The organism is Catellatospora sp. NPDC049133 (genome assembly GCF_040648455.1).
Lineage (GTDB): Bacteria > Actinomycetota > Actinomycetes > Mycobacteriales > Micromonosporaceae > Catellatospora > Catellatospora aurea.
The window spans coordinates 137,259-161,392 of record NZ_JBEZDT010000012.1 but is presented as its reverse complement, the minus strand read 5'-3'; the positions used below and the strand labels follow the sequence as shown (position 1 = coordinate 161,392).

Below are 24,134 nucleotides of genomic sequence, written 5' to 3'. Positions count from 1 at the left end.
CACGGTTCACGCAACCCGCATAAGCTGACCGTAATCCGAATCTGACCGATTTGAGAGCCTCATTCGGATTTCAGAGATATCTCAGTGAACACACAGCCTGAGAGCATTTAGACGGCTAATGTCCGGTTGAGAGTGCCGTTACGTCGTCAGCGGAGGACGTCCGTGGTGATGCAGAGCTCCAATCCCGTGCTCACCCGTCCGATCGAAGCTCCCGTCGTGCTCGACCAGCGGCAGCGGCTCACCCTGGACGGCGTGTGCGGGCGGACCCTGGTGCTGGTCGCCGTCACCGCGGCGACCGCCGCCGCGTCCTGGAACCTGCTGCGGGCCCCCGCCTGGACTGGGCTGGCCGTGCTCGGCTCGACCCTGGCCGGCCTGGTGCTCGCCCTGGTGATCGTGTTCAAGCGGATCACCAACCCGTTCGTGATCGGCGGGTACGCCGTACTGCAGGGCGTTTTCCTGGGCGTGGTCAGCCGCGAGCTGGAGCAGCAGTTCCCCGGCATCGTCGTGCAGGCCGTCATCGGCACGTTCGGCGTCTTCCTGGCCATGGCCGCGCTGTACAGCGCCCGCATCCTGCGCGCCACCAAACGCTTCACCCAGGTCGTCACCGGCGCGCTGCTCGGCATCGTGCTGCTCAGCCTGGTCGACCTGGCCCTGCGCTTCTTCGGCCACAGCCTGCCGATCTACCGCGCGGGAACCCTCGGCGTGCTCTTCGCCGTGCTCTGCGTCATCGTCGGCGCGCTGACCTTCGTCATCGACTTCGACCAGGTCGAACGCGCCGTCGCCGCCGGCCTGCCACCCCGCTACGGCTGGTACCTGGCCTTCGGCATGCTGGTCGGCCTGATCTTCCTCTACTGGCAGATCCTCCGCCTGCTCAGCTACCTCCGCCGCTGAGCGGGCAAAGCAAGGGCACCTTCTTAACGCTCCGCGTTATAGAAGGTGCCCCTGTTAACACTGGATGCCGTGTGAGCTGCGGTCGGACCGGGCGCGAGGTGCGGTGCGCACGGCGCGCCCGCGCCAGTCAGCGGACCGGGTGGCCCGCGCCGCGCAGGGCCGTCTTGACCTCGCCGATGGTGACGTCGCCGAAGTGGAACACGCTCGCGGCGAGCACGGCGTCGGCCCCGGCGTCCACGGCCGGCGGGAAGTGGGCGGCCTTGCCCGCGCCACCGGAGGCGATCACCGGAATGTCGACCACGGCCCGGACCTCCTTGATCAGTTCGAGGTCGAAGCCCTCCTTGGTGCCGTCGGCGTCCATGGAGTTCAGCAGGATCTCGCCCGCGCCCAGGTCGGCGACCCGGCGGGCCCACTCGATCGCGTCCAGCCCGGCCGACTTGCGCCCGCCGTGCGTGGTCACCTCGAACCCGCCGCCGTCCTTGAGCCGCCGCACGTCCAGCGACAGCACCAGCACCTGGTTGCCGAAGCGGCGGGCGATCTCGGTGATCAGTTCGGGCCGGTGGATCGCGGCGGTGTTGACGCCGACCTTGTCCGCGCCCGCGCGCAGCAGCACGTCCACGTCCTCGACCGACCGCACGCCGCCGCCCACGGTCAGCGGGATGAAGACGGTCTCCGCGGTGCGCCGGACCACCTCCAGCATCGTGCCGCGCCCCTCGAAGGAGGCGGACACGTCGAGGAACGTGATCTCGTCGGCGCCCGCCGCGTCGTACGCCGACGCCAGCTCCACCGGATCACCGGCGTCGCGCAGGTCGACGAAGTTGACCCCCTTCACCACCCGCCCGGCGTCCACGTCCAGACAGGGGATGACCCGCACCGCGACACTCATGCGCTCGACGCTACCCGCCGGCCCGCCACGAGGAGCCGCTGGTCCGGCTCGTGGGACGGTCCGGGGCGCCGGTCCGTGCCGTCCGGGGCCGCGACCCTGCCGCCCCCGCTCGCCCCGAGCAGCACTCCCCCGATCACCAGCGCCCCGGCGATCACGTCGCCCGCCCGCAGCGGCTCCCCCAGGAACAGGGCCGCCGAACTCATCCCGAAGAACGGGACGAGCATCGAGAACGGGGCCACCGTCGCCGCGCCGTACCGCTTGATCAGCACGCCCCAGCCCGCGAACCCGGCCAGCGTGGAGATCCCCGCGATGTAGGCCAGCGCCCCGAGCCCGGACAGGTCCAGCCCGGACAGTGCCGCGCCGACCCGGCCGGGCCCCTCGAACAGCAGCGACAGCGCGAACAGCGGCAGCGTGGCCACCGCCGACACCCAGACCATGAAGCGCAGCATGTCGGGCGGGGCGGCCCGGCGCATCATGACGTTGGAGACGCTCCACGCGACGGCGGCGGCCAGCACCAGCACGAAACCCTCCACCGGCCGGTCGGACCCGAGCCGGGAGGCGACCAGCCCGACGCCCGCCACGGCCACCCCGAGCCCGGCCCACTGGCGCAGGCCCGGCCGCTCCCGCAGCAGCGCGACCGCGAAAACGGTGGTGAAGATCGCCTGGCTCTGCAGCAGCAGCGAGGACAATCCGGCCGGCAGGCCGGCGGCCATCCCCGCGAACAGCAGCGAGAACTTGACCACGCCCAGCACCAGGCCGATGCCGAGGACCCACCGCCAGGGCGTACGCGGACCGCCGATGAGCAGCACCGCAGGGAACGCCGCCAGCGCGAACCGCAGTGCGCCGAACAGCAGCGGCGGCATCCGGTCCAGCCCGACCTCGATCGCCACGAAGTTGCAGCCCCACACGGCGGCGACGGCCACGGCCAGCAGGATGTCCCTCGGTCTCATGAGCCGAGTCTCGGCCCGGACAACCGTGCAGCACCAGCGAATAGTTCTTCAGTGTTCGTTTAGAATCGCTACATGCTCGATCTCGGCCGCCTGCGCGCCATCGACGCGCTCTCCCGCCACGGCACCGTGCACGCCGCGGCCGCCGCCCTGCACTGCACCCCGTCCGCGGTGTCGCAGCAGCTCGCCAAGCTGGAACGGGAGACCGGCGCGGTGCTGTGCCACAAGGACGGGCGCGGGCTGCGCCTGTCCGACGCCGGGCGGCTGCTGGCCGAGCACGCCGCGCTGGTGCTCGCGGCCGCCGACACCGCCTCGGCCGCGCTCGACGCCTACCGGGGCGAGGTCGCCGGCGAGGTCACCGTCGCCTGCTTCGCCACCGCCTGCCGCGGCCTGCTGCCCCCCGCTCTGACCGCACTGACCAGGTCGTATCCGCGCCTGCGCCCCCGCGTCGTGGAGACCAACCCGTACGAGGCGCTCCAGTCCCTCGACCGCGGCCGCGTCGACGTCGCCGTGATCGACGACTGGCGCGAGGTGCGCCTGCACCTGCCGCCCGGCGTCTCCTCGACCGTGCTCGGGGAGGACACCGCCGACCTGGTCGTGCCCGCCGACCATCCGCTCGCCGACGCCGGGCCGGGGCCGCTGGACCGGGCCGCGAACGAGCGCTGGATCGCCTCACCCGAGGGCACCATCTGCCACGACTGGCTGGTCCGCGCCCTGCCCGGCCTGCGCCCCGCGTACCTGGTCGGCGAGTTCGAGACCCAGCAGGCCCTGGTCGCCGCAGGCCTCGGCGTCGCGCTGCTCCCCCGCCTGGCCCGCCTCACCACCGCCCCCGGGACCGTCGTGGTCCCCGTCGACCCGGTCCCCACCCGCCGCGTCAGCGTCACCTGGCGCACCGCCCACCACCAGCGCCCCGCCCTCAAAGCCGTGATCGAGGCCATCACCACCGCCTGGTCCACCCGCACCACCGCCCGCGCCGGCTCCTGACCCGCCCCACCCGTGGCGCGACTCTTGACGAGTCGCGCCTACCGGGCCGGCCTGATGCCGCGAGTCTTCAAGAGTTGCGGCATCAGGCGAGGGCGGCGAGCGCCTCCGGGATGGTGAACGCGCCCGAGTAGACGGCCTTGCCCGTGATGACGCCCTCTACGCCGATCGGCTCCAGCGTCGCCAGGGCGCGGAGGTCGTCGAGCGTGGACACGCCGCCGGAGGCGATCACCGGAGCCGGCGTCGCGGCACAGATGTCGCGGTACAGCTGCAGGTTGGGTCCCTGGAGCATGCCGTCCTTGAGGATGTCGGTGACCACGTAGCGGGCGCAGCCGGCCTTGTCGAGGCGCTCCAGCACCTCGTACAGGTCACCGGCCTCCCGGGTCCAGCCGCGCGAGGACAGCACCCGTCCGCGCACGTCCAAGCCGATCGCGACCCGGTCGCCGTACTCGCCGACGACCCGGTCGCACCACTGCGGGTCCTCCAGCGCGGCGGTGCCGATGTTGACCCGGGCCGCGCCGGTGGCCAGGGCCGCGGCCAGCGACTCGTCGTCGCGGATGCCGCCGGACAGCTCGACCTTGATGTCGACCCGGCCGACCAGCTCCGCGAGCAGTTCCGCGTTGGAGCCCCGGCCGAAGGCGGCGTCGAGGTCCACCACGTGGATCCACTGCGCCCCGGCTGCCTGGAAGTCGAGCGCGGCGGCCAGCGGGGCGCCGTACGACGTCTCACTGCCGGCGGCGCCCTGCTCCAGGCGCACCGCCTGGCCGTTGACGACGTCCACGGCGGGCAGCAGGTCCAGGGCCATCAGGAACTCCTTCGGTCGAAAGCGACGATCACGAACACGGGCAGGGTCAGCGCCAGCAGCAGCGACAGCGCCACGGCCAGCGCCGTCGACGGCACCAGCGTCCAGATCACGAACAGTGCCAGGGCCGTCACGATGGCGACCCCGGCCCGCTCGGCCGCGCTGCGCCGCGCCGACAACCGGCCGGTACGGCGTATGCGCAGTTCATACAGGCTGATCCGGCGCCAGAAGGCGCGCCGCGCCAGGCGGCGGGCCGCCCGGCGCTCCTCGGCCGCGACGGCCTGCCGCGCGGCGGCCTCGCGTGCCTCACGGCGCAGCTTGCGTTCCTTGCTCATGTGTCGTCTCCACCCCGGTCCCGCCGCAACGTCGCGGCGAGCCTAACGAGTGGGCTCACAGCGTGGCGATCCAGTTCCGCAGCACCCGTGCGCCGACCGCTCCGGACTTCTCCGGGTGGAACTGGGCGACCGACAACGGCCCCCGCTCCGCGGCGGCGACGAACGTCGCGTGCTCATGCGTCGACGTGGTGACCAGCGCGACCGCGTCGAGTTCGGCGTTGGGCGGCGCGGCGTACGAGTGCACGAAGTAGCAGCGGGCGTCCGCGTCGACGCCGCTGAACAGCGTCGAGCCGGCCGGGGCGTCGAGCAGGTTCCAGCCCATGTGCGGCACCCGGCGGGCGGCCAGCCTGGTCACCGCGCCGGGCAGCAGGCCCAGGCCCTTGGTGACCACGCCGTGCTCGTCGCCGGAGTCGAACATGACCTGCGCGCCGACGCAGATGCCGAGCACGGGCCGCCCGGCCATGACCCGGTCGGCGATCACCGGCCCGGCCTGCGCGGCCTCGATGCCCGCCATGCATGCGGCGAACGCGCCCACACCGGGCACGACCAGGCCGTCGGCCCGAACGGCCGCAGCCAGGTCCTCGGTGACCACCACGTCGGCTCCGGCCGCCTCCAGCGCGCGCTGCGCGGAGCGCAGGTTGCCCGACCCGTAGTCGAGCACCGTCACCTTCGGCAGCGCGCTCACAGCACGCCCTTGGTGCTCGGGACCGCGCCCGCACTGCGCGGGTCGATCTCCACGGCGGTACGCAGCGCGCGGGCCAGCGCCTTGAACTGGCCCTCGATGACGTGGTGCGCGTCGGGTTTCTGCCCCGGCCGGGAGGCCCGCAGCACCGACACGTGCAGCGTGATGCGCGCCGTCTGCGCGAACGACTCGAAGATGTGCCGCGTCATCGAGGTCGGGTAGACCGGGCCGCTACCCGGGTTGATGTAGTCGGCGATGTTCTCCGGCTCGTCGTGCACCATGTACGGCCGCCCCGACAGGTCCACTGCGGCCTGCACCAGCACCTCGTCCATCGGCACCACCGCGTCGCCGTACCGGCGGATGCCCGCCTTGTCGCCGAGCGCCTGCGCGAACGCCTCGCCTAGCGCCAGCGCGGTGTCCTCCATGGTGTGGTGCGCATCGATCTCCAGGTCGCCCTCGGTGCGCACGGTCAGGTCGATGCCGCCGTGCCGGGCGATCTGGTTCAGCATGTGGTCGAAGAAGCCGACCCCGGTGCTGATGTCGCCGCGGCCGGTGCCGTCGAGGTCGACCTCGACGAGGACCTTGGTCTCCTTGGTGACCCGCTCCACGCGTCCGGTCCTCATGCCTTCAACTCCTTCATAGCCGCCAGGAAGGCGGAGGTCTCCTGCTCGGTGCCCGCGGTGACGCGCAACCAGCCCGGCAGGCCCACGTCGCGGACCAGCACGCCCTGACCGAGCAGCGTCTGCCAGGCGGCCTTCTGGTCGGCGAAGCGTCCGAACAGGACGAAGTTCGCGTCCGAGTCGGCCACGGTCCAGCCGCTGTCGCGCAGCTCCGCCACGATGCGGTCGCGCTGTGCCTTGATCGCCTCGACGGTGCCCAGCAGCACGTCCGCGTGCGCCAGCGCGGCGCGGGCGGCGGCCTGGGTGAGCGCCGAGAGGTGGTACGGCAGGCGGACCAGCTGCACCGCCTCGATCACGGCGGGGTGCGCGGCGAGGTAGCCGACGCGTGCCCCCGCGAAGGCGAACGCCTTGCTCATGGTGCGGCTGACGACCAGCCGCGGGTGCCTGTCCAGCAGTTCCAGGGCGCTGGGCGTGCCCGGCCGCCGGAATTCGGCGTACGCCTCGTCGACCACGACCAGGCCGGTCGTCTCGGCGAGCACCGCCTCGATCACGGCGAAGTCCAGCGCCGTGCCGGTCGGGTTGTTAGGCGAGCACAGCAGCGTCAGCGCGGGCCGGTGGCGGCGCACCTGCTCGACCGCGTGCTCGGCGGTCAGCCCGAAGTCGCCGTCTCGCCGGCCGTCCACCCAGGTGGTGGCGGTGCCGACGGCCAGTAGCGGATGCATCGAGTACGCCGGGCCGAAGCCCAGCGCGGTGCGCCCCGGCCCGGCGAACGCCTGGAAAAGCTGCTGCTGCACCTCGTTGGAGCCGTTGGCGGCCCACAGCTGCTCGGCGGTGAGCCCGTGCCCGCAGTAGGCGGCCAGGTCGGCGCGCAGCTTCACGGCGTCGCGGTCGGGGTAGCGGTTCAGGTCCGCGATCTCGCCGGTGATCGCCCGGCTCACGGCGCGCACGACCTCGTCGGGCAGCGGGTACGAGTTCTCGTTGGTGTTCAGCCGCACCGGCACGTCCAGCTGCGGCGCGCCGTACGCGCTGAGCCCGCGCAGATCCTCCCGCAGCAGCTCCTGCACCCACTCGTTCATGCCGCGCTCCCCTCGAAACGCGCGGTCACGGCCTCGCCGTGGGCGGGCAGGTCCTCGGCGTTGGCCAGGGCGACCACGTGGTGCGCGACGTCGCGCAGCGCGTCGGCGGTGTACTCCACGACGTGGATGCCGCGCAGGAACGACTGCACGGACAGGCCCGAGCTGTGCCGGGCGCAGCCCGCCGTGGGCAGCACGTGGTTGGAGCCGGCGCAGTAGTCGCCCAGCGACACCGGCGCGTACGCCCCGACGAAGATCGCCCCGGCGTTGCGCACCCGCATCGCCCACTCGCGCGCGTCGCGGGTCTGGATCTCCAGGTGCTCGGCGGCGTACGCGTCCACCACCCGCAGGCCCTGCGCCAGGTCACCGACCAGCACGGTCGCCGACTGCGGCCCACCGAGCGCGGTGGCGACCCGCTCGCTGTGCTTGGTGCGGGCCACCCGCACCGCCAGCTCCGCGTCGACCGCGTCGGCCAGCGCGGGCGAGTCGGTGACCAGCACGCTGGCCGCCATCGGGTCGTGCTCGGCCTGGCTGATCAGATCGGCCGCGACGTGCGCCGGGTCGGCGGTGTCGTCGGCCAGGATCGCGATCTCGGTCGGCCCGGCCTCGGCGTCGATGCCGACCACGCCGCGCACCAGCCGCTTGGCGGCGGTCACCCACAGGTTGCCGGGGCCGGTGATCAGGTCGACCGGCGCGCAGTCGTCGTGCGCGGGCAGCTCCCGCTCCGGGTCGGCGGTGCCGCGCGTGCCGTAGGCGAGCATCGCCACGGCCTGCGCCCCGCCGACGCCGTACACCTCGTCGACGCCGAGCAGCGCGCAGGCGGCCAGCACCCGCGCGTCGGGCAGCCCGGTCGCCTGCTGCGGCGGGCTGACGACCACCAGGCTGGACACCCCCGCGGCCTGCGCGGGGACCACGTTCATGACCACGGTCGACGGGTAGACGGCCAGGCCGCCGGGCACGTACAGGCCGACCCGGGACACCGGCAGCCAGCGCTCGGTGACCGTGCCGCCGGGCACGACCTGGGTGGTGTGGTCGGTGCGGCGCTGGTCGGCGTGCACCTTGCGGGTGCGCGCGATCACCTCCAGCAGGGCGGCCCGGACCTCGGGTTCGAGAGCCTGCTCGGCTTCCTTGATCGCTTCCGCCGGCACCCGCAACGCGGCCAGGTCCACCCCGTCGAGCCGATGGGTGGCTTCCTTGACCGCCTCGACGCCATGCTCGCGCACCCCGTCGACCAGCGGGCGGATCTGCTCCACCGCCTGGCTGACGTCGATCTGGGCACGCGGCAGCAGGTTGCGCGGATCGATGTCACGTCCACGCAGGTCGATACGGGTCAACACCTCCCAAAGTCTACTGGCGCACCCGCACGCCCCGGCGCACCCGCCCAGGCACTGGGACAGTGAGCCGGGCCACTGAGTCATGGCCGCCGGCTACCGCGGCCTTAATCGGTGTCATCCTCCGCTGCGCTGCGGACGACACCGAGCGGCCGCTACCGCGGGCGGGCAGTGTCATGGCCGCCGGCCACCGCGGCCCTGATCGGTGTCGTCCCCCGCTGCGTCGCGGACGACACCGGGCGGGCGGTGCCCGCTGACACACTGCGGCGTTAGGCTCACCCAATGACCGGGACGCTGCCGCTGTTCCCGCTGGGCACGGTGCTCTTCCCGGGCCTGGTGCTGCCACTGCACATCTTCGAGGAGCGCTGGCGCACGCTGATGCGCAACCTGATGGAGCTGCCCGACGGCACCCCGCGCGAGTTCGGCGTGGTCGCCATCGAACGCGGCCTGGAGGTCATGCCCCCGCCGCACGACGGCATCGCCACCTCCGAGGTGGTGGTGCACGAGGTCGGCTGCGTGGCACAGCTGCGCCAGATCACCGAGCTGCCCGACGGCAAGTTCGACATCGTCACCGTCGGAGCGCGCCGGTTCCGCATCACCGGTTTCGTGCCCAGCCCGCACCCGTACCCGGTGGTCGGGGTGGAATGGCTGCCCGATCCGGCCCCCGACGAGCTGGCCGACCAGCTCGCGCCCCGGGTGCTGGCGGCGTTCCGGGAATACCTCGGGGTGCTGCGCGGCGGGCCGGACGACCAGCTGCCCGACGACCCGACGGTGCTGTCGAACCTGGTCGCGGCCAGCGCGTCGCTGACCGTCGGCGACCGCCAGCAGCTGCTCAGCGCACCGGATCCGGCGTCCCGGCTGCGCCAGGAGCTGGCCATCCTGGCCCGGGAGACCGCGCTGCTGCGCGAGGTCCGGGCGGTGCCGGCGCAGCTGTCTCAGCTCGGCCCGGCGCCCGCGATGAACTGATCGTCGTCGTGGTCGGCCCACTCCTGCTCGTCCTCGTGGCGGCGCAGCGAGGGGAACCGCGACCAGGCCGCGGCCAGCGCGTAGGTGACCACCGCGGCGAGCGCCGGGATGAGCAGCGCTCCGCCGATCGCGTACGGGAAGAAGGTCAGCTTCTTCACCGCGCGCAGGTCCACCGGCCGGTGCACGATCGTGTCCACCGGCGCGTTCTTCAGCTGGTCCTGGTAGGCGGACAGCCCGATGTCGTGGCCCAGCCACCAGGCGGCCCAGCCCGCGATCAGGGTGCCCAGCAGCAGCCCGGCGAGCTGGATCGGCCCCCGGCGGGCGGGCAGCAGCACCCAGGCCGCGATCGCGCACAGCAGGCCGAAACCGAGGCCGAGCAGCACGAACCAGCCCTCCGCGGCGGCCAGCTGCTCCGGCTCGGGGGAGGTGTAGACCGCGCCCTCCTCGACGATGCGCAGCGGCAGGGTCGGCGCGAGCGCGTGCCACAGCAGGCCCAGGCCCAGCCCCAGCACGCCGATCACGGCCGCCAGCGCGAGCGCCCAGAGCACGTCCCCGCCCCGGCCACCACCCGACGACGCCGGCCGGCCTGGCTCGATCGGGCCCTGGTACTGCGAAGTGTCGTCGGAAAGCATGTTCGAACCGTAGTCCCCTCAGCGCGGCCGGGCCCGCGCCCGGGCACGGATGGGCGGGATACCTCCCTTCGTGCCCTGCTGCGATAAGTTGTCCAGACCGATCGCCGAACGCGGGAGCCGCCATGATTTCACAGGAACGGCTGGAGGAGATCGCGCGGCACTGGGCCGTCGCCGAGACCCTGCGCCGCGGCTACGAGTGCGAACCCCGGCTCACCGAGTTCCCGGGCGGCTGGGTCGTCTGGTCGCCGCCCCCGGCCGGCGGTCCGGTGGCCGAGCCCGGCAGCGGCGAGACCGTGATCATCGATCGGGAGACCGGCGCGCTGACCGTGGTGCCGGGCCTGCCGCCGCAGGTCGCGATGAGCCGGTACGCGGGCCCCGCCGCGACGGCCCAGGCCGCGTACCCGGCCGCACCGCTGCCCGTCCCGCCGCCCGGGGCCGCGACCTCGTCCGTCAGCACGATGCCACCGCCGATGCCACCGCTGCCGCCCGTGCTCTCCGTGCCGGCCGACCCGCACTCGCTGACCCCCGGGCCTCCGCCGCCGAACGCCGCCCTGACGTCGTCCCCGTTCGGGCCGCCCCGGCTGTCGGCCGACGAGTCGGAGCGGCGCGCCATGGCGCTCGCCACGCAGCTGGCCCGGCTCGGCCCCGGCCTGCCCGCGCCGACGCTGCCGCAGGTGGTGGCAACGCTGGAGGTGGCCGGACGGACGTTCCAGGCGCTCGGGCACACCGCCGACGCCGAACCGGCGCACCACCCGGCCGTCGCGCACGCGCTCGCCGCGATCCCGCCCGGCAGCCGCACCCGCGGCGCGCACCGCCACCCCGATCTGATCGTCGTGTCCAAGGCCCTGTTCGAACTCGGCGGGGCAGCGCACACCGACCCGGCCTGGGCCGCCCGGCAGCTCGCCGGGGCGACGCTGCGGCTGCATCTGCTGCGCGAGGGCGCGCCGGCCGACAACCCCACCCCCGCCGCCTCCTGCCACACCTGCGGCACCGTGCTGGTGAGCCTCGGCATGCCCGGTGAGCTGCCGCGTGACCTGGTCCGCCCGGAGCCGCCGCAGCGCGGTGCGGCCGGGCGGGCGGCGCTGCGGGCGATCACCGCGGAGGCGGTGGCCGCCACGATCGCCGTGCCCGGCGTACGCCACCGGCTGCCCGCGCTGCCGTTCCTGGTGGATCTGCTGGAGCCGTACGCGCCGTTCCACCCGGTGCTGCAGAGCCAGAGCGGCGCGGCTCAGCGCGTGGAGTCGTTCACCCTCGACGTGTGGACCCGCGAGCAGACCGCCGACACCCTCGGCGACCTGTCCGAACGCCTCGGCGCGCGGCTGTTCCCGATCGGCGGCGAGGCCGGCGGCCTGCACTCGATCCTCGCCGTCGACGAGCACCACCGCGTCTTCGCCGTCGACCACGCCGGCGCCTGGTACCTGGGCCCCACCCTCGAAGCCGCCGTCCAAACCCTCCTCATCGGCCGCTCCACCCCCCGCCTCCGCCCCAACGCCACCTGGTAACCCCCCCGGCCATTCCCGCGTTGATCATGAACTTATGGCACGGCTCGACGGCGCGCCGCTGCCACAACTTCATGATCAACGTGACTGTGCGGCCGCGAAGCACGCGAGGGGTCAGGCGGGCGGTTCGAGGGTGCCGTCGTCGCGGACGCGGGGCATGGGGTGGCCCTGGAGGAGGACGACGAAGGCGGTGTCGAGGTCGGGGCCTGCGTACCATTCGCCGGCCTGGTCGAGGACCCAGACGCGGCTGCGCTCGTCCACGGCGATGATGGCGTCGCCGGCCTGCTCCGCGCCGATCGGGGCGAGCTGGACACCGATCACCCGGGCGAAGTCGGCCAGCGAGTCCGCCGTCGCGCCGACCAGGTCGCCGCCCAGCTCGAACGGGCGCACCCAGTGCGCCACCCCCGGCCCGCGGCGCACCGAGACCAGGTACGGGAACTTCTCGATCGCCGCCCGCAGCGGCTCCAGCGGCGGGTGGCCGTACTCCCCCAGCGCCCGCACGGACCACTCGGCCCACTCGGTCGCGGACACGATGCGCCCGTCCAGCCGCAGCGGCACGTCCCAGCCGCCCGCGGCCAGCGTCGCCGCGACGTCCGGGGACAGGTTCGCCAGCGGCCCGGGGATGCCCGTCGGCGGCGCGACCGGCTCGACCGGCCCGACGGCGGCGGAGGCGGGCGCGAGCCCGAAGTGGATCCAGGCCGCCAGGCAGGTGTCACACGGCCCGGCCGGCGTGCCCGCGAGCGGGTCGCCCGGGTCGCGGACCAGGGTGAGCCGCAACTCCTGCACCTGCTGCGCGGCGGCCCGCACCTGCGCGACGGTCAGGCCCGGCTCGCCGCGGGAGGCCGCCGCGTGCTCCAGCTCGTGCAGCCAGTCGGACAGCACGATCAACTCCGCGTGCCGCCGGGTGCCGCGTACCAGCGAACCCGGGCTCTGCACCGCCAGCCACTTGACCACCAGCGGGTGGTGGTTGAGCTCCTGGTCGCCCTTGGCCCCGGTCGTCTCGCGCGGCAGTCCGTCGGCGGGCACCAGGCGCACCGTGACCCCGGGGGCCGACCCGCCGCCGAGCCGCCGCAGCGCCGCGACCGGGTCGGCGGTCACCGGGGCCGCGGGCTCCTGCTCGGCCCGGTGCTGCCGGTGCAGTCGGCGCACGTGCTCCAGCGGCACCGACGGGTACGTGGTCACCCGCGCGTCCTGCCGGTCGATGACCAGCCGCGCGCCCGCGCCGGGCTCCGGTGGGCCGTCGCTGTCGGGCAGCGTCCAGACGATGAAGCACTCCGGGAACTCCGCGACGTACGGCCGGTGCGAGCCGCCCGCCCCGCGCGCCAGCTGCTCGGCCACTCGCTGCGCGTCCTGCGCCGTGACGGTCATCGCCAGTCCCTTCCCCTGCACGATCCGGCCCGCGAGGCAGCGCGGGCCGGGCTTCACCCTGCCACGGGCAGGCACGATCTCAGAAACATGTCCAATGTAGACCTACGATCATCGTGAATTCCCAGCCCACCGGGACCAGCAAGTTCGGGAGTCACCTCGCATGGCTTCACTGGCAGCCCGGTCAGCTGCGCTGATCCGCCTCGCGGACCCGACGCGAAGCCTCGGCGCGGCGCTCCTCCCAGGACCTGTCGAGTGCGTCCAGCGCCGCTGGACCCAGATCCTCCACCGGAGCGAGCCGCGCGTAGCGCTCCGGCGATCGCGCCGGGACACCGTCGCCGACGCCGATCCGGATGCTGCCGGCCGCCCGGCTGAAGGACCCGCCGCGCTCGTACACCATGAGCAACGGCTCGAACGGATCGGGCGGGTCCTGCGGCCTGGCCGGCAACGCGGTGAAGTCGAGCATGTACCGGATGATCCGCGGGTCGAGCGGCCGCAATCCCCGCCCCTCCAGCCCGTCCAGCACCGAGTCCAGAAGCGCCTCGTCGAGCAGGGCACCCCGGCCGGCCGCCGCCGCGATGTCGAAGAACGGCCAGGCGTCCGCCCGGTCCAGCGCCTGTGCCCACAGCGCGGAACGGCGCAGGTACTCTCGCATCAGCGCGATGCGCGACCCGTTGTGGACCAGGCTCTCCTCCCAGACCACCCCGCGCAGCCGCGTGATCAACTGCTCGGTGCGAGCATTCGCCTTCATCACCGGTTCTCCTGGACATCGCCGTCGGGGCGCGCCGCGGTCCGGGCAGCGGGCGGCACGTCCGGCAGCCGAGCAGCGGTTGCCGGATCGTGAGCCGCTGCCGCACCATCAGCCGTCGCGGCGCTGGACACCGGCCTGGTAAGCACGTGCCTGCTCCGCCCGCCGGGCCAGCCATGCCTCGTCCAACGCGTCCAGCGCAGCCGGGCTCACATCGTCCAACGGCGTGCGGCCGACGTACTTCTCCCAGGTGCCCTGGGGGATGCCCACGGCCGAACCGATGTACACCCGCCCCGCCTCCCAGTCGAAGGGCCCACCACGTTCGTACACCATCAGGAGCGGTTCGAACGGATCCGGCAGCCCGTCGGGCCAGTTCTCCAGCACGCTGAAGTCCAGCATGTAGCGGACGATGGTCGCGTCCAGCGGCCGCGCGCCGCCCTCACCCATGCGCCGGCGCACCGCCGCGGCCGTCTGCTCGTCGATCCGCGCCGCGGGGTCGACGAAGGAGGCGATGTCGAAGAAGGGCCAATGCTCGGTCCGGCCCAGCGCCTGCGCCCACAGCGCAGACCGGCGCAGGTACTCCTGCATCAGCCTGACCCGTGACCCGTTGCGGTCCATGCTCTCGTCCCAGTCGACGGCGTCGAGCCGTTCGATCAGGCGCTCGGTGCTCGCCTCCACCTTCATCCCCGGCTCCTCAAGATCTCAAGCACGGCACTGACCACTGCTTCAAGATTGTCCACGCTCAGCGGGTCCCCTGTCTCCGGGGGCAGCACCGACATGTCCAGCGGCACCAATCCCATGCCGCGGTACTGGATGAACTGGTTCAGCGGGTTGTGTCGCGGCGCCAGGAAGTGCGCGGCAAAGATGCCGTCGGCGGTGCCCTCCATCCATCCGCCGTCCTCCTCGTCGGGACTCCAGCAGCGCGGGTCGGCCGAGTTGAACGGCACACCTTCCTCGATCAGGCGGGCCTCCACGTATTCGTGGGCGAGCAGCAGCGCAAAACCCCGCACCTCGATGTCGTCAGGAAAGGTACCTTCATAGGCCTTCAGCCACGGTCCGGAATTGTGGTGGTAGGCCGGAAACCAGACCCCGTGCTCGACCTGGCCCGGCCCGACCGCGACATCGTGCACGTCGACGAACAGGTTCCGCCACGCCCGCTCGATGATCTCCGGCGGATGTCCGGTGTAGTCGGCCACCCGCTCGACGACATCAGTCCATGCACGGATCTTCGCGTAAGCTTCCGGTGCGCCCGCCTGTGACAATTCACCCGCGTGCCGGATCCCGGCGTCCGACGGCTGGGCCGCCGACGCCGCGCCCGGATCGGGTAGCACGCCCGCGGGTTCCTGGCCTTGTGGTCCATCCTGCTGCGCCAGGCTCGGAGCCGGTTGCTTGTCCAGGCTGGGACCAGGCTGGTGAACCGGCTCGGGGTCGGGTTGCGGCTGCTGTTGTTGGGCCAGTTCGGCCTTGCCCCACGAGGTCTGGGCGAGGCTGGTCATGGGCTGCGGGTCGCCGTTCGCGTCCAGCATCATCGCGCGCATGCCGACGACGTTGGCGTTGTTCGACGGGTCGCCGGTGTGCCCGTACATCGACACGTTCTCGGCGATCTGGCGCGTCTGCGGGTCCAGGAACAGGATGGTCCCGTCCTGGTTGACCGCCAGCCAGGCATGCGAGGTGCCGGCCTGCCACTCGGTGACGATGAACATCGCCGCGCCGTGCCCGGCCTCGCTCAGCTCGTGCGTGATGGCCGCGAAGCTCCAGTCGGACCACTGCTGGGCCTGCGTGGCCGGGCTCTGCGCCATGTTCGGGAACACCGTCTGCCAGGCCCCGCCGACCGCCGCGGCGACGCGGGCCATACCGCCGACCTCGCCGCCGGTGACCGCGTTGACGTCGGTCCCGGCGTACCCGTCGAAGGTGCGTGGCGCGGACACCTGCGGGCGGCCCCGCCAGGTCCGCCACGCGGAGATCATGCAGTCGACGCAGTTGATGCCGCGGCTCGGGTCCAGCTCCGGCCCGCCGTCGTTGGCCAGGCCGAACCAGGTGCCCACCCGGGGGTCCGGGTTCATCTGCAGGAATCCGCCGGGGGTACGCGGCAGCGCGGCGACCAGGTCGTCCTGGTGCTGCCGCAGCGGCGGGCGCAGGCCGCCCCGGTACAGGTAGGGCCGCCCGTCGGCGGCGGGCACGTCGACCAGCAGCTCGCCGTCGTCGGTGTTGACGGCGACCCAGGCCGCGTCGGCGTCCACCGTCTGCGCCCGGTTGGCCGTGTACGTGCCGTTGTAGGCGGCCTTGGAGGCCTTGCCGAACTCGTTGGCCCACTGCTGGTGCCGGTCGGCCCACTCCTGGCACAGCTTCGCCTGCTCGGCGTCGGGCTGCTGCTCGGAGTAGAACGCCGCCCACGACCGGTACTTGTGCATCTCGGCGAGGTGCTTGGCCGCCTCCGCCGCCAGCGCGTCCGCCTCCTGCTGACGCCGCTGCAGCTCCAGCGACATGCGCCGGGTCTGCAGCCCGGCCCGGTACGGCCACTGCGGATGGTTCGGGTCGGCCGGGTCCATGCCGACCGGGCCGGGCGGCGTGCTGCCCGGCATCGGCGGGGTGCCGGTGGCGTCGGGGGTCGCCGAATCGGTGTCGCCGGCTAGGGCTGCGTCTCCTGGGCGCGGCGACGGTGCGACTCCGCGAAGATCTCCTCGATCTGCGGCTCGCTCGGCAGCGGGCCCGTCCCCTGCGAGATCGCCAGCGAGATCCGTTCGGCCTCCGCCCGGTCCACCGGACGGCGCCGGTCGTCCCAGCTCAGGCTGTTCATGATCTCCGAGACCGCGTCCGGGCGATACCGCCAGCCCCCCGCTCGGTGGTCGTACATCAGCGCCTCCCGGGTCCCCGGGCCCTTGACGATCAGACCCGTCGGCTCCTGGTCCGGGTGGTACTCGATGTCCCTCACGTAGAGCGCGAAGTAGTGCAGCATCCTCTTCCCTCAGGTTGGGGGCCACCTTGGGGGTGACCGCGAAGTCGTCCGGGGCGAGGTCGAACTCGGCGATCAGGTCGGCGGGGGTCCGGCCCTCCTGCGCCAGCTGGGCACGCAGCTCGTCCAGCACCTCCGGCTGCTCGGAGAGGAACTTGGCCAGGCCGTTGTCCTTGGCCCCGGCACCACCCATGCCCGCCGGGATCGCGTCCATGATACCGGCGCGCCGGTTGGCCTCGATCATCGACAGCAGGGCGCGCAGCCGCTGCTCGGCAGGCAGGCTGTCGTCGCGCAGCACCTCGTAGTCGTGGTGCGTCTGCTGCCACAGCTCGAAGGACAGCTGCGTCGGGAACTGCACCTCGAAGTAGGTGCCGTCCTCCGCCCGGAACGTGGCGTTGGTGCCGAAGAAGCGGTTGCCCGGCCGCCAGAAGTCCTTCGGCGGCCCGTCGAGCTCGTAGCCGAGGTCCGCCATCTGCCGGACCAGCGCGTCGAACGCCGGCCGGTACGCGTCGCCGCCGGGCATGACCACCGAGAAGCGCACCGCGTCGTTGATGGTCGCGGCGAAGTGCCCGTGCCCGTGCGCCTGGCCTTCCAGCAGGTACTTGCGCTGCAGCGATTCCCGGCTCTTGAAGCGCGTCTCGTCGGTGTCGTCGAGCAGGCGCAGGTCGTCGCCCGAGTGCTCGGGCGAGCCGTTGACGGCCGCCATCGCCGTCTGGATGTCGGCCATGATCTCGGCCGAACGCTGCCGCGAGGTCTCGTAGACCTCGTCGAGCATGGCGAACTCTTCGGCCGTCAGGTCCGCGGTCGTCGGTTCCGGCTCGAAGACGGCGCCCATCGGCTCCGGCGGCGGCCCGGCCGGATCCGGCGGACCGGCGGGGTCTAGTCCAGCGTCCCCGCCGCGCGGCGACGGTGGGACTCCCGGAACACCTCGAGGATCTCCTCCTCGCTCGGGAGCGGGTCGGTCCCCTTCGTGATCAGCATCGCGATCTGCTCCGCCTCCGACCGGTCGATCGGCCTGCGCCGGTAGTCGTACGTGTCCCGGCCCAGGATGAACCCCGCCGTCTCCGGGTCGTACCGCCAGCTCTGGGCCCGGTGATCCCAGATCAGATACTCCAGGTACCCCTCGCCCGCGATGATCAGGCCCACTGCCTCCTGGTCCGGGAAGTCCTCGATGTCCTTCCGGTAGATGGCTTTGTAGTACAACATTCTGGGCCTCCAGGCGGGCGGCGACCTCGGGAGTGATCGGGAAGTCGTCAGGGGTCAGGTCGTATTCGGCGATCACGTCACCGGGGGTGCGGCCCTCGGCAGCCAGCTGCCGCTCGAAGACGGCCCAGACTTCGGAGTTGTCCGCGATCCACTTGGCCAGGCTCGCGTCCTTGGGCCTGCGGTCCGCCACGCCCGGCGGGATCTCGTCGATCATACCGACGGCGCGATTCACCTCCAGCATGCGCAGCAGCGCGCGGACCCGCTGCTCTGGCGTGGCCTTGACGTCGCGCATCGTCTCGTACTCGACGTGCGTGGCGTGCCACACCTGATACGACCGCTCCGTCGGGAACTGCACCTCGAACAGGGTGCCGTCGGGCGCCCGGAAGGTGGTGTTCATGCCGTAGAAGCGGTTGCCGGCGTTCCAGAAGTTGTTGACCTTGCCTTCCAGCTCGTAATGGGCTGCCTGTAGCTGGGCGAGCACCGCGTCGAGCGCCGGAAGGTACCCGGGTCCGTCCGGCAGCTGGATCGAGAAGCGCACCGAGTCGTTGACGCTGGCCGCGTACTGGTCCGGCCCACCCTGCCGCTCCTCGGCGAGGTACTTGCGCTCCAGCGACTCTCGGCTCTTGGCCTTGTGCTCCGGATCGCGCAGTGGCAGCGACCCCTCGGGCAGGCCGAGTGCCTCCTCCGCGGCGGCGGTGAACCGCTGCAGGTCGCCGAGGATGCGCTCGGAGGCCTCCCGCGCACGCTCGTAGACGTCGTCGAGCATCGCGTACTCTTCCGCGTCCGGGCGATCCGACGGCGGCGGCGCGAAGAAGCGGCCCATCGGGTCCGGCGGCGGTCCGGCAGGTGGCTGCGCCGGGGGCATGGCGGTGCCGGGATCGGTGTCACCCTCGCGCTGCGCGGGGATCGCGGGCGAGCCGGGATCGGACGGCCGCTGTGCCGCGTCGGGCGCGGCCGGGTCCGTCGACGAGTCCGTCGCCAGCTCGGGCGACGCCGAGGCGTCGGACGGTGACGTCAGTCGTCGTCCTGCGGCGGAACGCCCTTCCACTGGAAGATCCAGAGGATCGTCTCCTCGTCGGGAAGCGCCTCCGTCCCCTTCGTGATCTGCAGGGTCAGCTCCTCGGCCTGCTCCCTGCTGATCTCCTCCGTGCGGTCCGTGTAGTCGTGGTGATCCATCACGTACGCCACCGTCGTCGGGTCGTACACCCACGCCTTCTGCCGGTGGTCCCACAGCATCGCGTCCACCCCGCCGTGAGTCACGATGATCCCCCTCGCCGGGGGCTTCGACTTGTCCACCGCGTAGAGCGCGTAGTAGCTCACCATCGATCCGCTCCAGTTTCTCCGCGACTTCCGGTGTGATCGGCACGTCGGCCGGGTCGATGCCGAACTCGGCGAGGATGTCGCCGAAGCCCGCGAAGGACTCCTGCTGATCATCCAACCATGCCCGGTACTGCTGCCAGATCTTTGCGTTCTTCGTGATCCAGACCGCGAGATTGGTGGACTTGGCGCCGACCGGGGCCGACTCCGGCGGCGGTCCCACGATCGTGTCGATGCCCGGAGGCACGTCGTTGACGCCGAGCTCCTCGTTGACCGCGAGCATGGACAGCAACGCATGCACACGCCGCGCTGGCAACTCGGCGTTCACCCGCTCGCCGTTCTCGTCCAGGCTGCCCTCCCGACGCAGCACCTCGTACGCATCGTGGGTGAGAATCCAGGCGCGTTCGGAGTTTTCAGTCGGGAACTGCACCTCGAAGAGCTGCCCGGTCGGGCTGGTGAAGGTGACGTTGAGGCCCAGGAAGCGGTTGCCGGACGCGAAGAAGTTCTTGATGTCGGTGAGCTGGTAGCCCTGTGCCTCCAGACCGCTGCGCACCGCGTCGAAGGCTGGCCGGTACCCCTCACCTTCCGGTAGGCGAACCATAAACCGCACCGCGTCGTTGGCCCGCGCAGGGAATCCTTCGACACCGAAGAACCGGCCCTCGACCAGGTACTTGCGGACCAGCGAGGCGAGCTCTTTGACCCGGTGGTCGATGCCGGGCATCTGCAGGATGCCGTCGGTGTCCGGGCTGAGGTTGTAGGCCGAGACTAGCTGGGCGATGTCGTCGCGGATCCCGTCGGCGTTGGCCACTGCGGCGTCGTGCAAGCCGGTGAGCATCTCGCGCTCGTCCGACTCCAGGTCGTCGACGACCACGTCCGGCTCCGGCGGCTTGCCGATGGTCACCGGGACCGTGTCCGCGCCGTACAACCGGCCGGGCAGCAGGCTGCGCTGCTCCGCCGCACGGAACAGCGCCGCCTCGCCGAACGTCGTCGGCACCGTGCCCCTCGGGTGCACGACTTCGCCCCGGTCGCCGCCGACGACCAGCCGACCGTCGACCATCCGGATCTCGACTGTGAGCGGCCGCCGGTACTTTTTACGGTCCGGGTCTTCGCTCTCGGGCAGGTTGCTCAGCGGCTCGTCCGGACGGTGCACGCACACCGGGACGGAGTCGAGCCCGGCCAGCCGCGCCGCCCGCATGCGACGGTTGTCCATGCTGTCCAGCGAGCCGTCGCCCCAGGCTATGACATGTGCAGGACCGCCTTGCCAGCCCGTCTCCGCCATGCGGGCGGTGAACTGGTCCATAGTCAGGTCACCGCTGGTCGGGCTGACCGAGCGCTGCGTGAAGCGGATGTCCTGGGTAGGCACCACCGCCGTCTGCGGCAGCAGCGCCTCCAGCCGCGCCCGTTCGGCGTCGTCGAGCACCGACGGATCCGGGTAGCCGAGGTCGTCGAGGGTCGCCTCGCCGACGCGGATGCCGTGCTCGGCGAGTTCGGCATCGGTGAGCGGCCGCTGCATGTCCGCGTCGAGCTGGGTCGCGTGCACCCCGGCCGGGGCGGCCGCCGGGTCCGGCTGGCCCTGGTACTGCGACCAGGCCCCGGTCGGCGCGCCGTCGATCAGGGACTGCTCCCCATCCGGCCCGATCACCATGGCGTCCATCTGGATGATGCCGCTGGTGTAGGGCGGGGTGGTGGTCGGCGTGCCGGGCGGCTGCTGCGGGTCGGCGTACATGATGACGCCGCCGTCGTTGAAGACCGGCCAGGTGTGCGCGGTGCCGTCGGACGAGTGGTGGATGATCACGGCCATCGCGCCCGGACCTGCCTGGCGCAGCTGGTCGGCGAGGCGGGCGTACGACGCGTCCACCGTCTGCCGGGCCGCCTGGCGGTCCAGGCCGCGGGTGTCCGGGCAGAGCTGCTGCAGCCGGCCGCCGAAGAAGTCCTCGATGCGGTGCGGCCCGCGCGGCTCCGGCCCGGACGGCTGGTCCGGGTTCCCGCCGGCGAACCCGTCGAGGGTACGCGCGGCGGCACAGCGCGGCCGCCCGTGCAGCCACGTGTCGGCCACCGACAGCAGCACGTCGACGCAGTTCACCGCACGGGTCGGGTCGGCCTGCGGCCCGCCGTCGTTGGCGTAGCGCAGCCAGCCCGAACGCAGCGGCGGGAACTGCAGCGGGCGGCCGTTCTCGTCACGCGGGACGGCGTTCTCCAGGTCGAGCTGGTGCTGGGTGAGCACCGGCCGGTAGCCGCCGCGCTGGTCGTAGCGGCGGGTCGCGTCGACCGACGGCGGCTGGTCGCTGCCGGTCAGCGCCGACACGTCGTCGGTGGTGACACCGCCGCGGGAGAAGTCCGCGCCGTCGTGGCGGTTCAGCGCGTCCCAGGCGGCCGCGGCCAGCGCGCCGGGGCGGCCCATCGAGGCCAGGATCTCGCGCCGCTGCGCGCGCAGCCCACCGTGGTACGCGTCGCTCCAGCGCCGCGCCTCGGCCCGGCTGCGCTCACCGTCACGCCGTCCGTCCGCGGCCGGTGGCCGGGAGCCGGTGTCCGGGCCTGGGCCGCGGGTGTCCGCGCCGGGCACGACCGCGACGGCGGGCGTCGCCGGGTCGGTCTGCTGGGCCGGGGTCGCGTGCGGGCGAGCCGGGTCGCCCGACGTCTGCTGGGCCGGGGTCGTCGGCTGGCCCGTCGACGGGCTCGGCGAGGTGGCCTGGCCCTGCTGGGGTGCCGGGTTCTGCGCGGTCGCGGGATTCTGCGTGCCCGTGGTCGGTGGCCTCGTCGCCTGCGGGTTGGTGGCGGACGTCTGGTTCGCGGGACCGGTCTGCGTGCCGGTGCTCGCCTGCGCCGTAGGCCCGGTCTGCGACGACGGCGTCTGCGCCGTGGTGTTCGCCTGCGCGGCGGGCCCGGTCTGCGACGACGGCGTCTGCGCCGTGGTGTTCGCCTGCGCGGCGGGCCCGGTCTGCGACGACGGTGTCTGCGTGGTCGTGTTCGTCTGCGTGGACGGCGCGGTCGTGGAAGTGCTCGTCTGCGTGGCGGGTGTCGTCACGGAGGTGTTGGTGTTGGCCTGCGCCGACGGTGTGGTCGTCGAGGTGCTGCCCTGGACGGACGGGCCGGTCTGCGTCGGAGTGACGGTCTGCGCCGCCAGTCCGGCCTGTGTCGGGCCGGTCGCCGTGACGCCTGCCGCGGGCCGCGCGCCGGAGGCGGGGTTGGTCCCCGCCGAGCCGGACGTGTTCGCGCCGGAGCCGGTGCCGGAACCCGATGTTCCCGTACCCGAGGTGGTGCCCGAGCCCGAGGTGGAGGTTGACCCCGCAGGGCCGCCTGACCCCGTGCCGCTGCCGGCCGACGGGCCTGCGCCGGTCGTCGTGGTGCCGCCGGCGGAGCCCGTGCCGGACAGTCCTCCGGACCCGGAGGAGACCGAGGTCGACGCGGAAGCCGACGTCGAGACCGACGATGCCGGCGGGCTGGCGGACGTGCCTGCGAGGCCTGACGCCGGGCTCGTCACCGCGGGCGCTGCGGGGGCCGCAGCGGCGGGCGCGGCCATACTCTGCGGAGCCGTGGCGACCGCCGGGGCGATCACGGTATTGGCCTGCGCGGGAACGTTCGCGACCGGGGGCGGTGCGGTGGACGCGGCCGGGGCTGCGCTCGCCTCCGGTGGGGCCACCCCGGCGAGGCCGCCGGAACCGCCCGAGCCGCTGCCCGAGCCACCGCCGTGCGATCCGCCGGAACCACCGCCCGAGCCACCGGAGCCCGTGGTCCCCGTGTGCGGGCCGCCACCGCCGCCCGAGCCGCCGCCCGCGGTCGCGGTGGCCGCCGCGGCGGTGGTGATGTTCGAGCTCGGGTCGCCGTCGAGCGCGGTCCCGGCGAGGTTGCTGACGATGTTGTTCGTCATGTTGTTGAGCTCGCCGGTCAGGTGGCTGGTGACGCTGGAGCGCGCGCCCGAGGTCGCCGCCATGCCCAGGTTGCCCGCGTCGGGCAGCTGCCCCGTGGCCAGCGAGCCGCCGATGTCGCCGAGCACCTCGCCGCGTACGCCGTGGGAGACCTTGCTGACGAAGCCGCCGTTGTGGCCGCCCGCGAGCGTGCTGGCCGCGCCTCCGGCGAAGCCCGCCCAGCCGGCCATGGCCAGATCGCCCAGGTCGAGGCCGTCGCGGCGGCCGGTCGCGGTCTGGTACGTCTGGATGGCGCCCTGGGTGAGCAGCTCCTCCTTCATCTCGTCCAGGCCTTCTTTGCCGGCCTTGATCGCCCACTTGCCGAGCTTCTTGCCGAAGTCCTTGCCGAGGTCCTTGAGCTTGTCCTTGACGGCGCGCTTGATGCCGCGCTCGATCAGCGACTTGAGCAGCCGCTTGAGGATCTCCTTGATGGCGAAGCGGGTCGCCATGCAGACCGGCCCGGCGGCGGCGGTGGACGCGCCGAAGGTGAAGAACGCGGCGACCGCCAGCGCGATCAGTTCGATCAGCAGCAGGCCGAGTTCGATGTAGTACTCCAGCTTCGCGCCCTGGATGTCGCAGCCGCCGCCTTCGAGCATCTCGCCGAGCGCGCCCGCGACGTAGGCGGCCGCCTGCAGCGCCGACTTCTCGTCGCCGCTGCCGATCTGGCCCCAGGCGTCCTTGATCGCGGCGGCGACCTTGCCCTCGGCGCCGCCGAACGCGGCGACCGCGTCCAGCGCCGCCCGCTCCGACTCGGTCAGCGGGTCGGCGAGGTCACCGGCGACCGCGTACCAGTCGTCGGCGAGGTCCCAGGTGGCCTGCTCGTCGCCTTCGGGCCAGTCCATACCGATGACCCAGTCGAGGCATTCCTTCATCCACCCCGGTGCGTCGAAGTAGGACAGCGGATGCGGAATCGGCGACGGCAACCACGACATCCGCACCCTCCCCAGAGTTCGGCTTCCCGCGCGATCCGGCCCGTGCGGGCACGGCGTATCCGG

The 24,134-nt window shown here is 72.7% G+C and carries 17 protein-coding genes; 4 read left to right on the top strand and 13 right to left on the bottom strand.

The genetic code is table 11. The features are described 5' to 3' along the window. Window positions 1–168 precede the first annotated feature (168 nt). Window positions 169–891, top strand: a complete 723-nt coding sequence (locus tag AB0B35_RS16275; protein ID WP_360529641.1) for a Bax inhibitor-1/YccA family protein — start codon at window positions 169–171, stop codon at window positions 889–891. 127 nt (window positions 892–1,018) lie between these two features. Here the strand turns inward: AB0B35_RS16275 and hisF are convergent, their stop codons facing one another. Continuing rightward, window positions 1,019–1,777 (bottom strand): imidazole glycerol phosphate synthase subunit HisF, encoded by a 759-nt coding sequence (gene hisF, locus AB0B35_RS16270; protein WP_361045752.1) that lies wholly within the window; start codon window positions 1,775–1,777, stop codon window positions 1,019–1,021. Then, window positions 1,774–2,727 (bottom strand): EamA family transporter, encoded by a 954-nt coding sequence (locus AB0B35_RS16265; RefSeq protein WP_361045750.1) that lies wholly within the window; start codon window positions 2,725–2,727, stop codon window positions 1,774–1,776. The genes hisF and AB0B35_RS16265 overlap by 4 nt, the downstream gene beginning before the upstream one ends. Before the next feature lie 72 nt (window positions 2,728–2,799). Between AB0B35_RS16265 and AB0B35_RS16260 the strand changes: the two genes are divergently transcribed. Beyond that, window positions 2,800–3,708: a LysR family transcriptional regulator gene (locus AB0B35_RS16260; protein ID WP_361045747.1), complete on the top strand. Its 909-nt coding sequence runs from the start codon at window positions 2,800–2,802 to the stop codon at window positions 3,706–3,708. Between the two features lie 82 nt (window positions 3,709–3,790). On the opposite strand, the gene priA is transcribed toward AB0B35_RS16260, so the two are convergent. The 6 genes from priA to hisD are packed head-to-tail and all read right to left on the bottom strand — an operon-like array spanning window position 3,791 to window position 8,554. Further along, window positions 3,791–4,510: a bifunctional 1-(5-phosphoribosyl)-5-((5-phosphoribosylamino)methylideneamino)imidazole-4-carboxamide isomerase/phosphoribosylanthranilate isomerase PriA gene (gene priA / locus AB0B35_RS16255; protein ID WP_361045745.1), complete on the bottom strand. Its 720-nt coding sequence runs from the start codon at window positions 4,508–4,510 to the stop codon at window positions 3,791–3,793. Beyond that, window positions 4,510–4,842: a hypothetical protein gene (locus tag AB0B35_RS16250; RefSeq protein ID WP_361045742.1), complete on the bottom strand. Its 333-nt coding sequence runs from the start codon at window positions 4,840–4,842 to the stop codon at window positions 4,510–4,512. Before AB0B35_RS16250 ends, priA begins: the two co-directional genes overlap by 1 nt. 55 nt (window positions 4,843–4,897) lie before the next feature. Next, complete coding sequence (hisH, locus tag AB0B35_RS16245; RefSeq protein WP_361045870.1) at window positions 4,898–5,518, bottom strand: imidazole glycerol phosphate synthase subunit HisH; 621 nt, start codon at window positions 5,516–5,518, stop codon at window positions 4,898–4,900. Between the two features lie 5 nt (window positions 5,519–5,523). Next, on the bottom strand, window positions 5,524–6,147 hold the full coding sequence (gene hisB / locus AB0B35_RS16240) for an imidazoleglycerol-phosphate dehydratase HisB (protein WP_360529533.1): 624 nt from the start codon (window positions 6,145–6,147) through the stop codon (window positions 5,524–5,526). Further along, the gene (locus tag AB0B35_RS16235; RefSeq protein WP_361045740.1) at window positions 6,144–7,220 is read right to left on the bottom strand and encodes a histidinol-phosphate transaminase; all 1,077 of its coding nucleotides are present in this window, start codon (window positions 7,218–7,220) and stop codon (window positions 6,144–6,146) included. The genes hisB and AB0B35_RS16235 overlap by 4 nt, the downstream gene beginning before the upstream one ends. Continuing rightward, window positions 7,217–8,554 (bottom strand): histidinol dehydrogenase, encoded by a 1,338-nt coding sequence (gene hisD, locus AB0B35_RS16230; protein ID WP_361045738.1) that lies wholly within the window; start codon window positions 8,552–8,554, stop codon window positions 7,217–7,219. Before hisD ends, AB0B35_RS16235 begins: the two co-directional genes overlap by 4 nt. Before the next feature lie 276 nt (window positions 8,555–8,830). Between hisD and AB0B35_RS16225 the strand changes: the two genes are divergently transcribed. Continuing rightward, entirely contained in the window at window positions 8,831–9,514 is a 684-nt protein-coding gene (locus AB0B35_RS16225; RefSeq protein ID WP_361045735.1) for an LON peptidase substrate-binding domain-containing protein, read from the top strand. Here the strand turns inward: AB0B35_RS16225 and AB0B35_RS16220 are convergent. Further along, complete coding sequence (locus AB0B35_RS16220) at window positions 9,484–10,146, bottom strand: DUF2567 domain-containing protein (protein WP_361045732.1); 663 nt, start codon at window positions 10,144–10,146, stop codon at window positions 9,484–9,486. The genes AB0B35_RS16225 and AB0B35_RS16220 overlap by 31 nt on opposite strands. A gap of 122 nt (window positions 10,147–10,268) precedes the next feature. Between AB0B35_RS16220 and AB0B35_RS16215 the strand changes: the two genes are divergently transcribed. After that, entirely contained in the window at window positions 10,269–11,648 is a 1,380-nt protein-coding gene (locus tag AB0B35_RS16215; protein WP_361045730.1) for an SUKH-3 domain-containing protein, read from the top strand. Window positions 11,649–11,759: 111 nt separating this feature from the next. Here AB0B35_RS16215 and AB0B35_RS16210 read toward each other — a convergent pair whose 3' ends face one another. From AB0B35_RS16210 to AB0B35_RS16195, 4 genes are all read right to left on the bottom strand, one after another. Further along, entirely contained in the window at window positions 11,760–13,013 is a 1,254-nt protein-coding gene (locus tag AB0B35_RS16210; RefSeq protein WP_361045728.1) for an SUKH-3 domain-containing protein, read from the bottom strand. 181 nt (window positions 13,014–13,194) lie between these two features. After that, window positions 13,195–13,761, bottom strand: coding sequence for a hypothetical protein (locus tag AB0B35_RS16205; RefSeq protein WP_361045725.1), 567 nt, complete (start codon window positions 13,759–13,761; stop codon window positions 13,195–13,197). Between the two features lie 108 nt (window positions 13,762–13,869). After that, on the bottom strand, window positions 13,870–14,442 hold the full coding sequence (locus AB0B35_RS16200; protein WP_203687995.1) for a hypothetical protein: 573 nt from the start codon (window positions 14,440–14,442) through the stop codon (window positions 13,870–13,872). Continuing rightward, window positions 14,439–24,071, bottom strand: a complete 9,633-nt coding sequence (locus AB0B35_RS16195) for a toxin glutamine deamidase domain-containing protein (RefSeq protein WP_361045722.1) — start codon at window positions 24,069–24,071, stop codon at window positions 14,439–14,441. Before AB0B35_RS16195 ends, AB0B35_RS16200 begins: the two co-directional genes overlap by 4 nt. Window positions 24,072–24,134 lie beyond the last annotated feature (63 nt).

What these genes read in the sequence shown, in the direction of transcription:
- AB0B35_RS16225 (WP_361045735.1), top strand. Translation starts at nt 8,831, where the DNA reads ATGACCGGGACGCTGCCGCTGTTCCCGCTGGGCACGGTGCTCTTCCCG.
- AB0B35_RS16195 (WP_361045722.1), bottom strand. Translation starts at nt 24,071, where the DNA reads ATGTCGTGGTTGCCGTCGCCGATTCCGCATCCGCTGTCCTACTTCGAC.
- hisF (WP_361045752.1), bottom strand. Translation starts at nt 1,777, where the DNA reads ATGAGTGTCGCGGTGCGGGTCATCCCCTGTCTGGACGTGGACGCCGGG.
- AB0B35_RS16260 (WP_361045747.1), top strand. Translation starts at nt 2,800, where the DNA reads ATGCTCGATCTCGGCCGCCTGCGCGCCATCGACGCGCTCTCCCGCCAC.
- priA (WP_361045745.1), bottom strand. Translation starts at nt 4,510, where the DNA reads ATGGCCCTGGACCTGCTGCCCGCCGTGGACGTCGTCAACGGCCAGGCG.
- AB0B35_RS16210 (WP_361045728.1), bottom strand. Translation starts at nt 13,013, where the DNA reads ATGACCGTCACGGCGCAGGACGCGCAGCGAGTGGCCGAGCAGCTGGCG.
- AB0B35_RS16215 (WP_361045730.1), top strand. Translation starts at nt 10,269, where the DNA reads ATGATTTCACAGGAACGGCTGGAGGAGATCGCGCGGCACTGGGCCGTC.
- AB0B35_RS16220 (WP_361045732.1), bottom strand. Translation starts at nt 10,146, where the DNA reads ATGCTTTCCGACGACACTTCGCAGTACCAGGGCCCGATCGAGCCAGGC.
- AB0B35_RS16265 (WP_361045750.1), bottom strand. Translation starts at nt 2,727, where the DNA reads ATGAGACCGAGGGACATCCTGCTGGCCGTGGCCGTCGCCGCCGTGTGG.
- AB0B35_RS16200 (WP_203687995.1), bottom strand. Translation starts at nt 14,442, where the DNA reads ATGAAGGTGGAGGCGAGCACCGAGCGCCTGATCGAACGGCTCGACGCC.
- hisB (WP_360529533.1), bottom strand. Translation starts at nt 6,147, where the DNA reads ATGAGGACCGGACGCGTGGAGCGGGTCACCAAGGAGACCAAGGTCCTC.
- AB0B35_RS16250 (WP_361045742.1), bottom strand. Translation starts at nt 4,842, where the DNA reads ATGAGCAAGGAACGCAAGCTGCGCCGTGAGGCACGCGAGGCCGCCGCG.
- AB0B35_RS16205 (WP_361045725.1), bottom strand. Translation starts at nt 13,761, where the DNA reads ATGAAGGCGAATGCTCGCACCGAGCAGTTGATCACGCGGCTGCGCGGG.
- AB0B35_RS16235 (WP_361045740.1), bottom strand. Translation starts at nt 7,220, where the DNA reads ATGAACGAGTGGGTGCAGGAGCTGCTGCGGGAGGATCTGCGCGGGCTC.
- AB0B35_RS16275 (WP_360529641.1), top strand. Translation starts at nt 169, where the DNA reads ATGCAGAGCTCCAATCCCGTGCTCACCCGTCCGATCGAAGCTCCCGTC.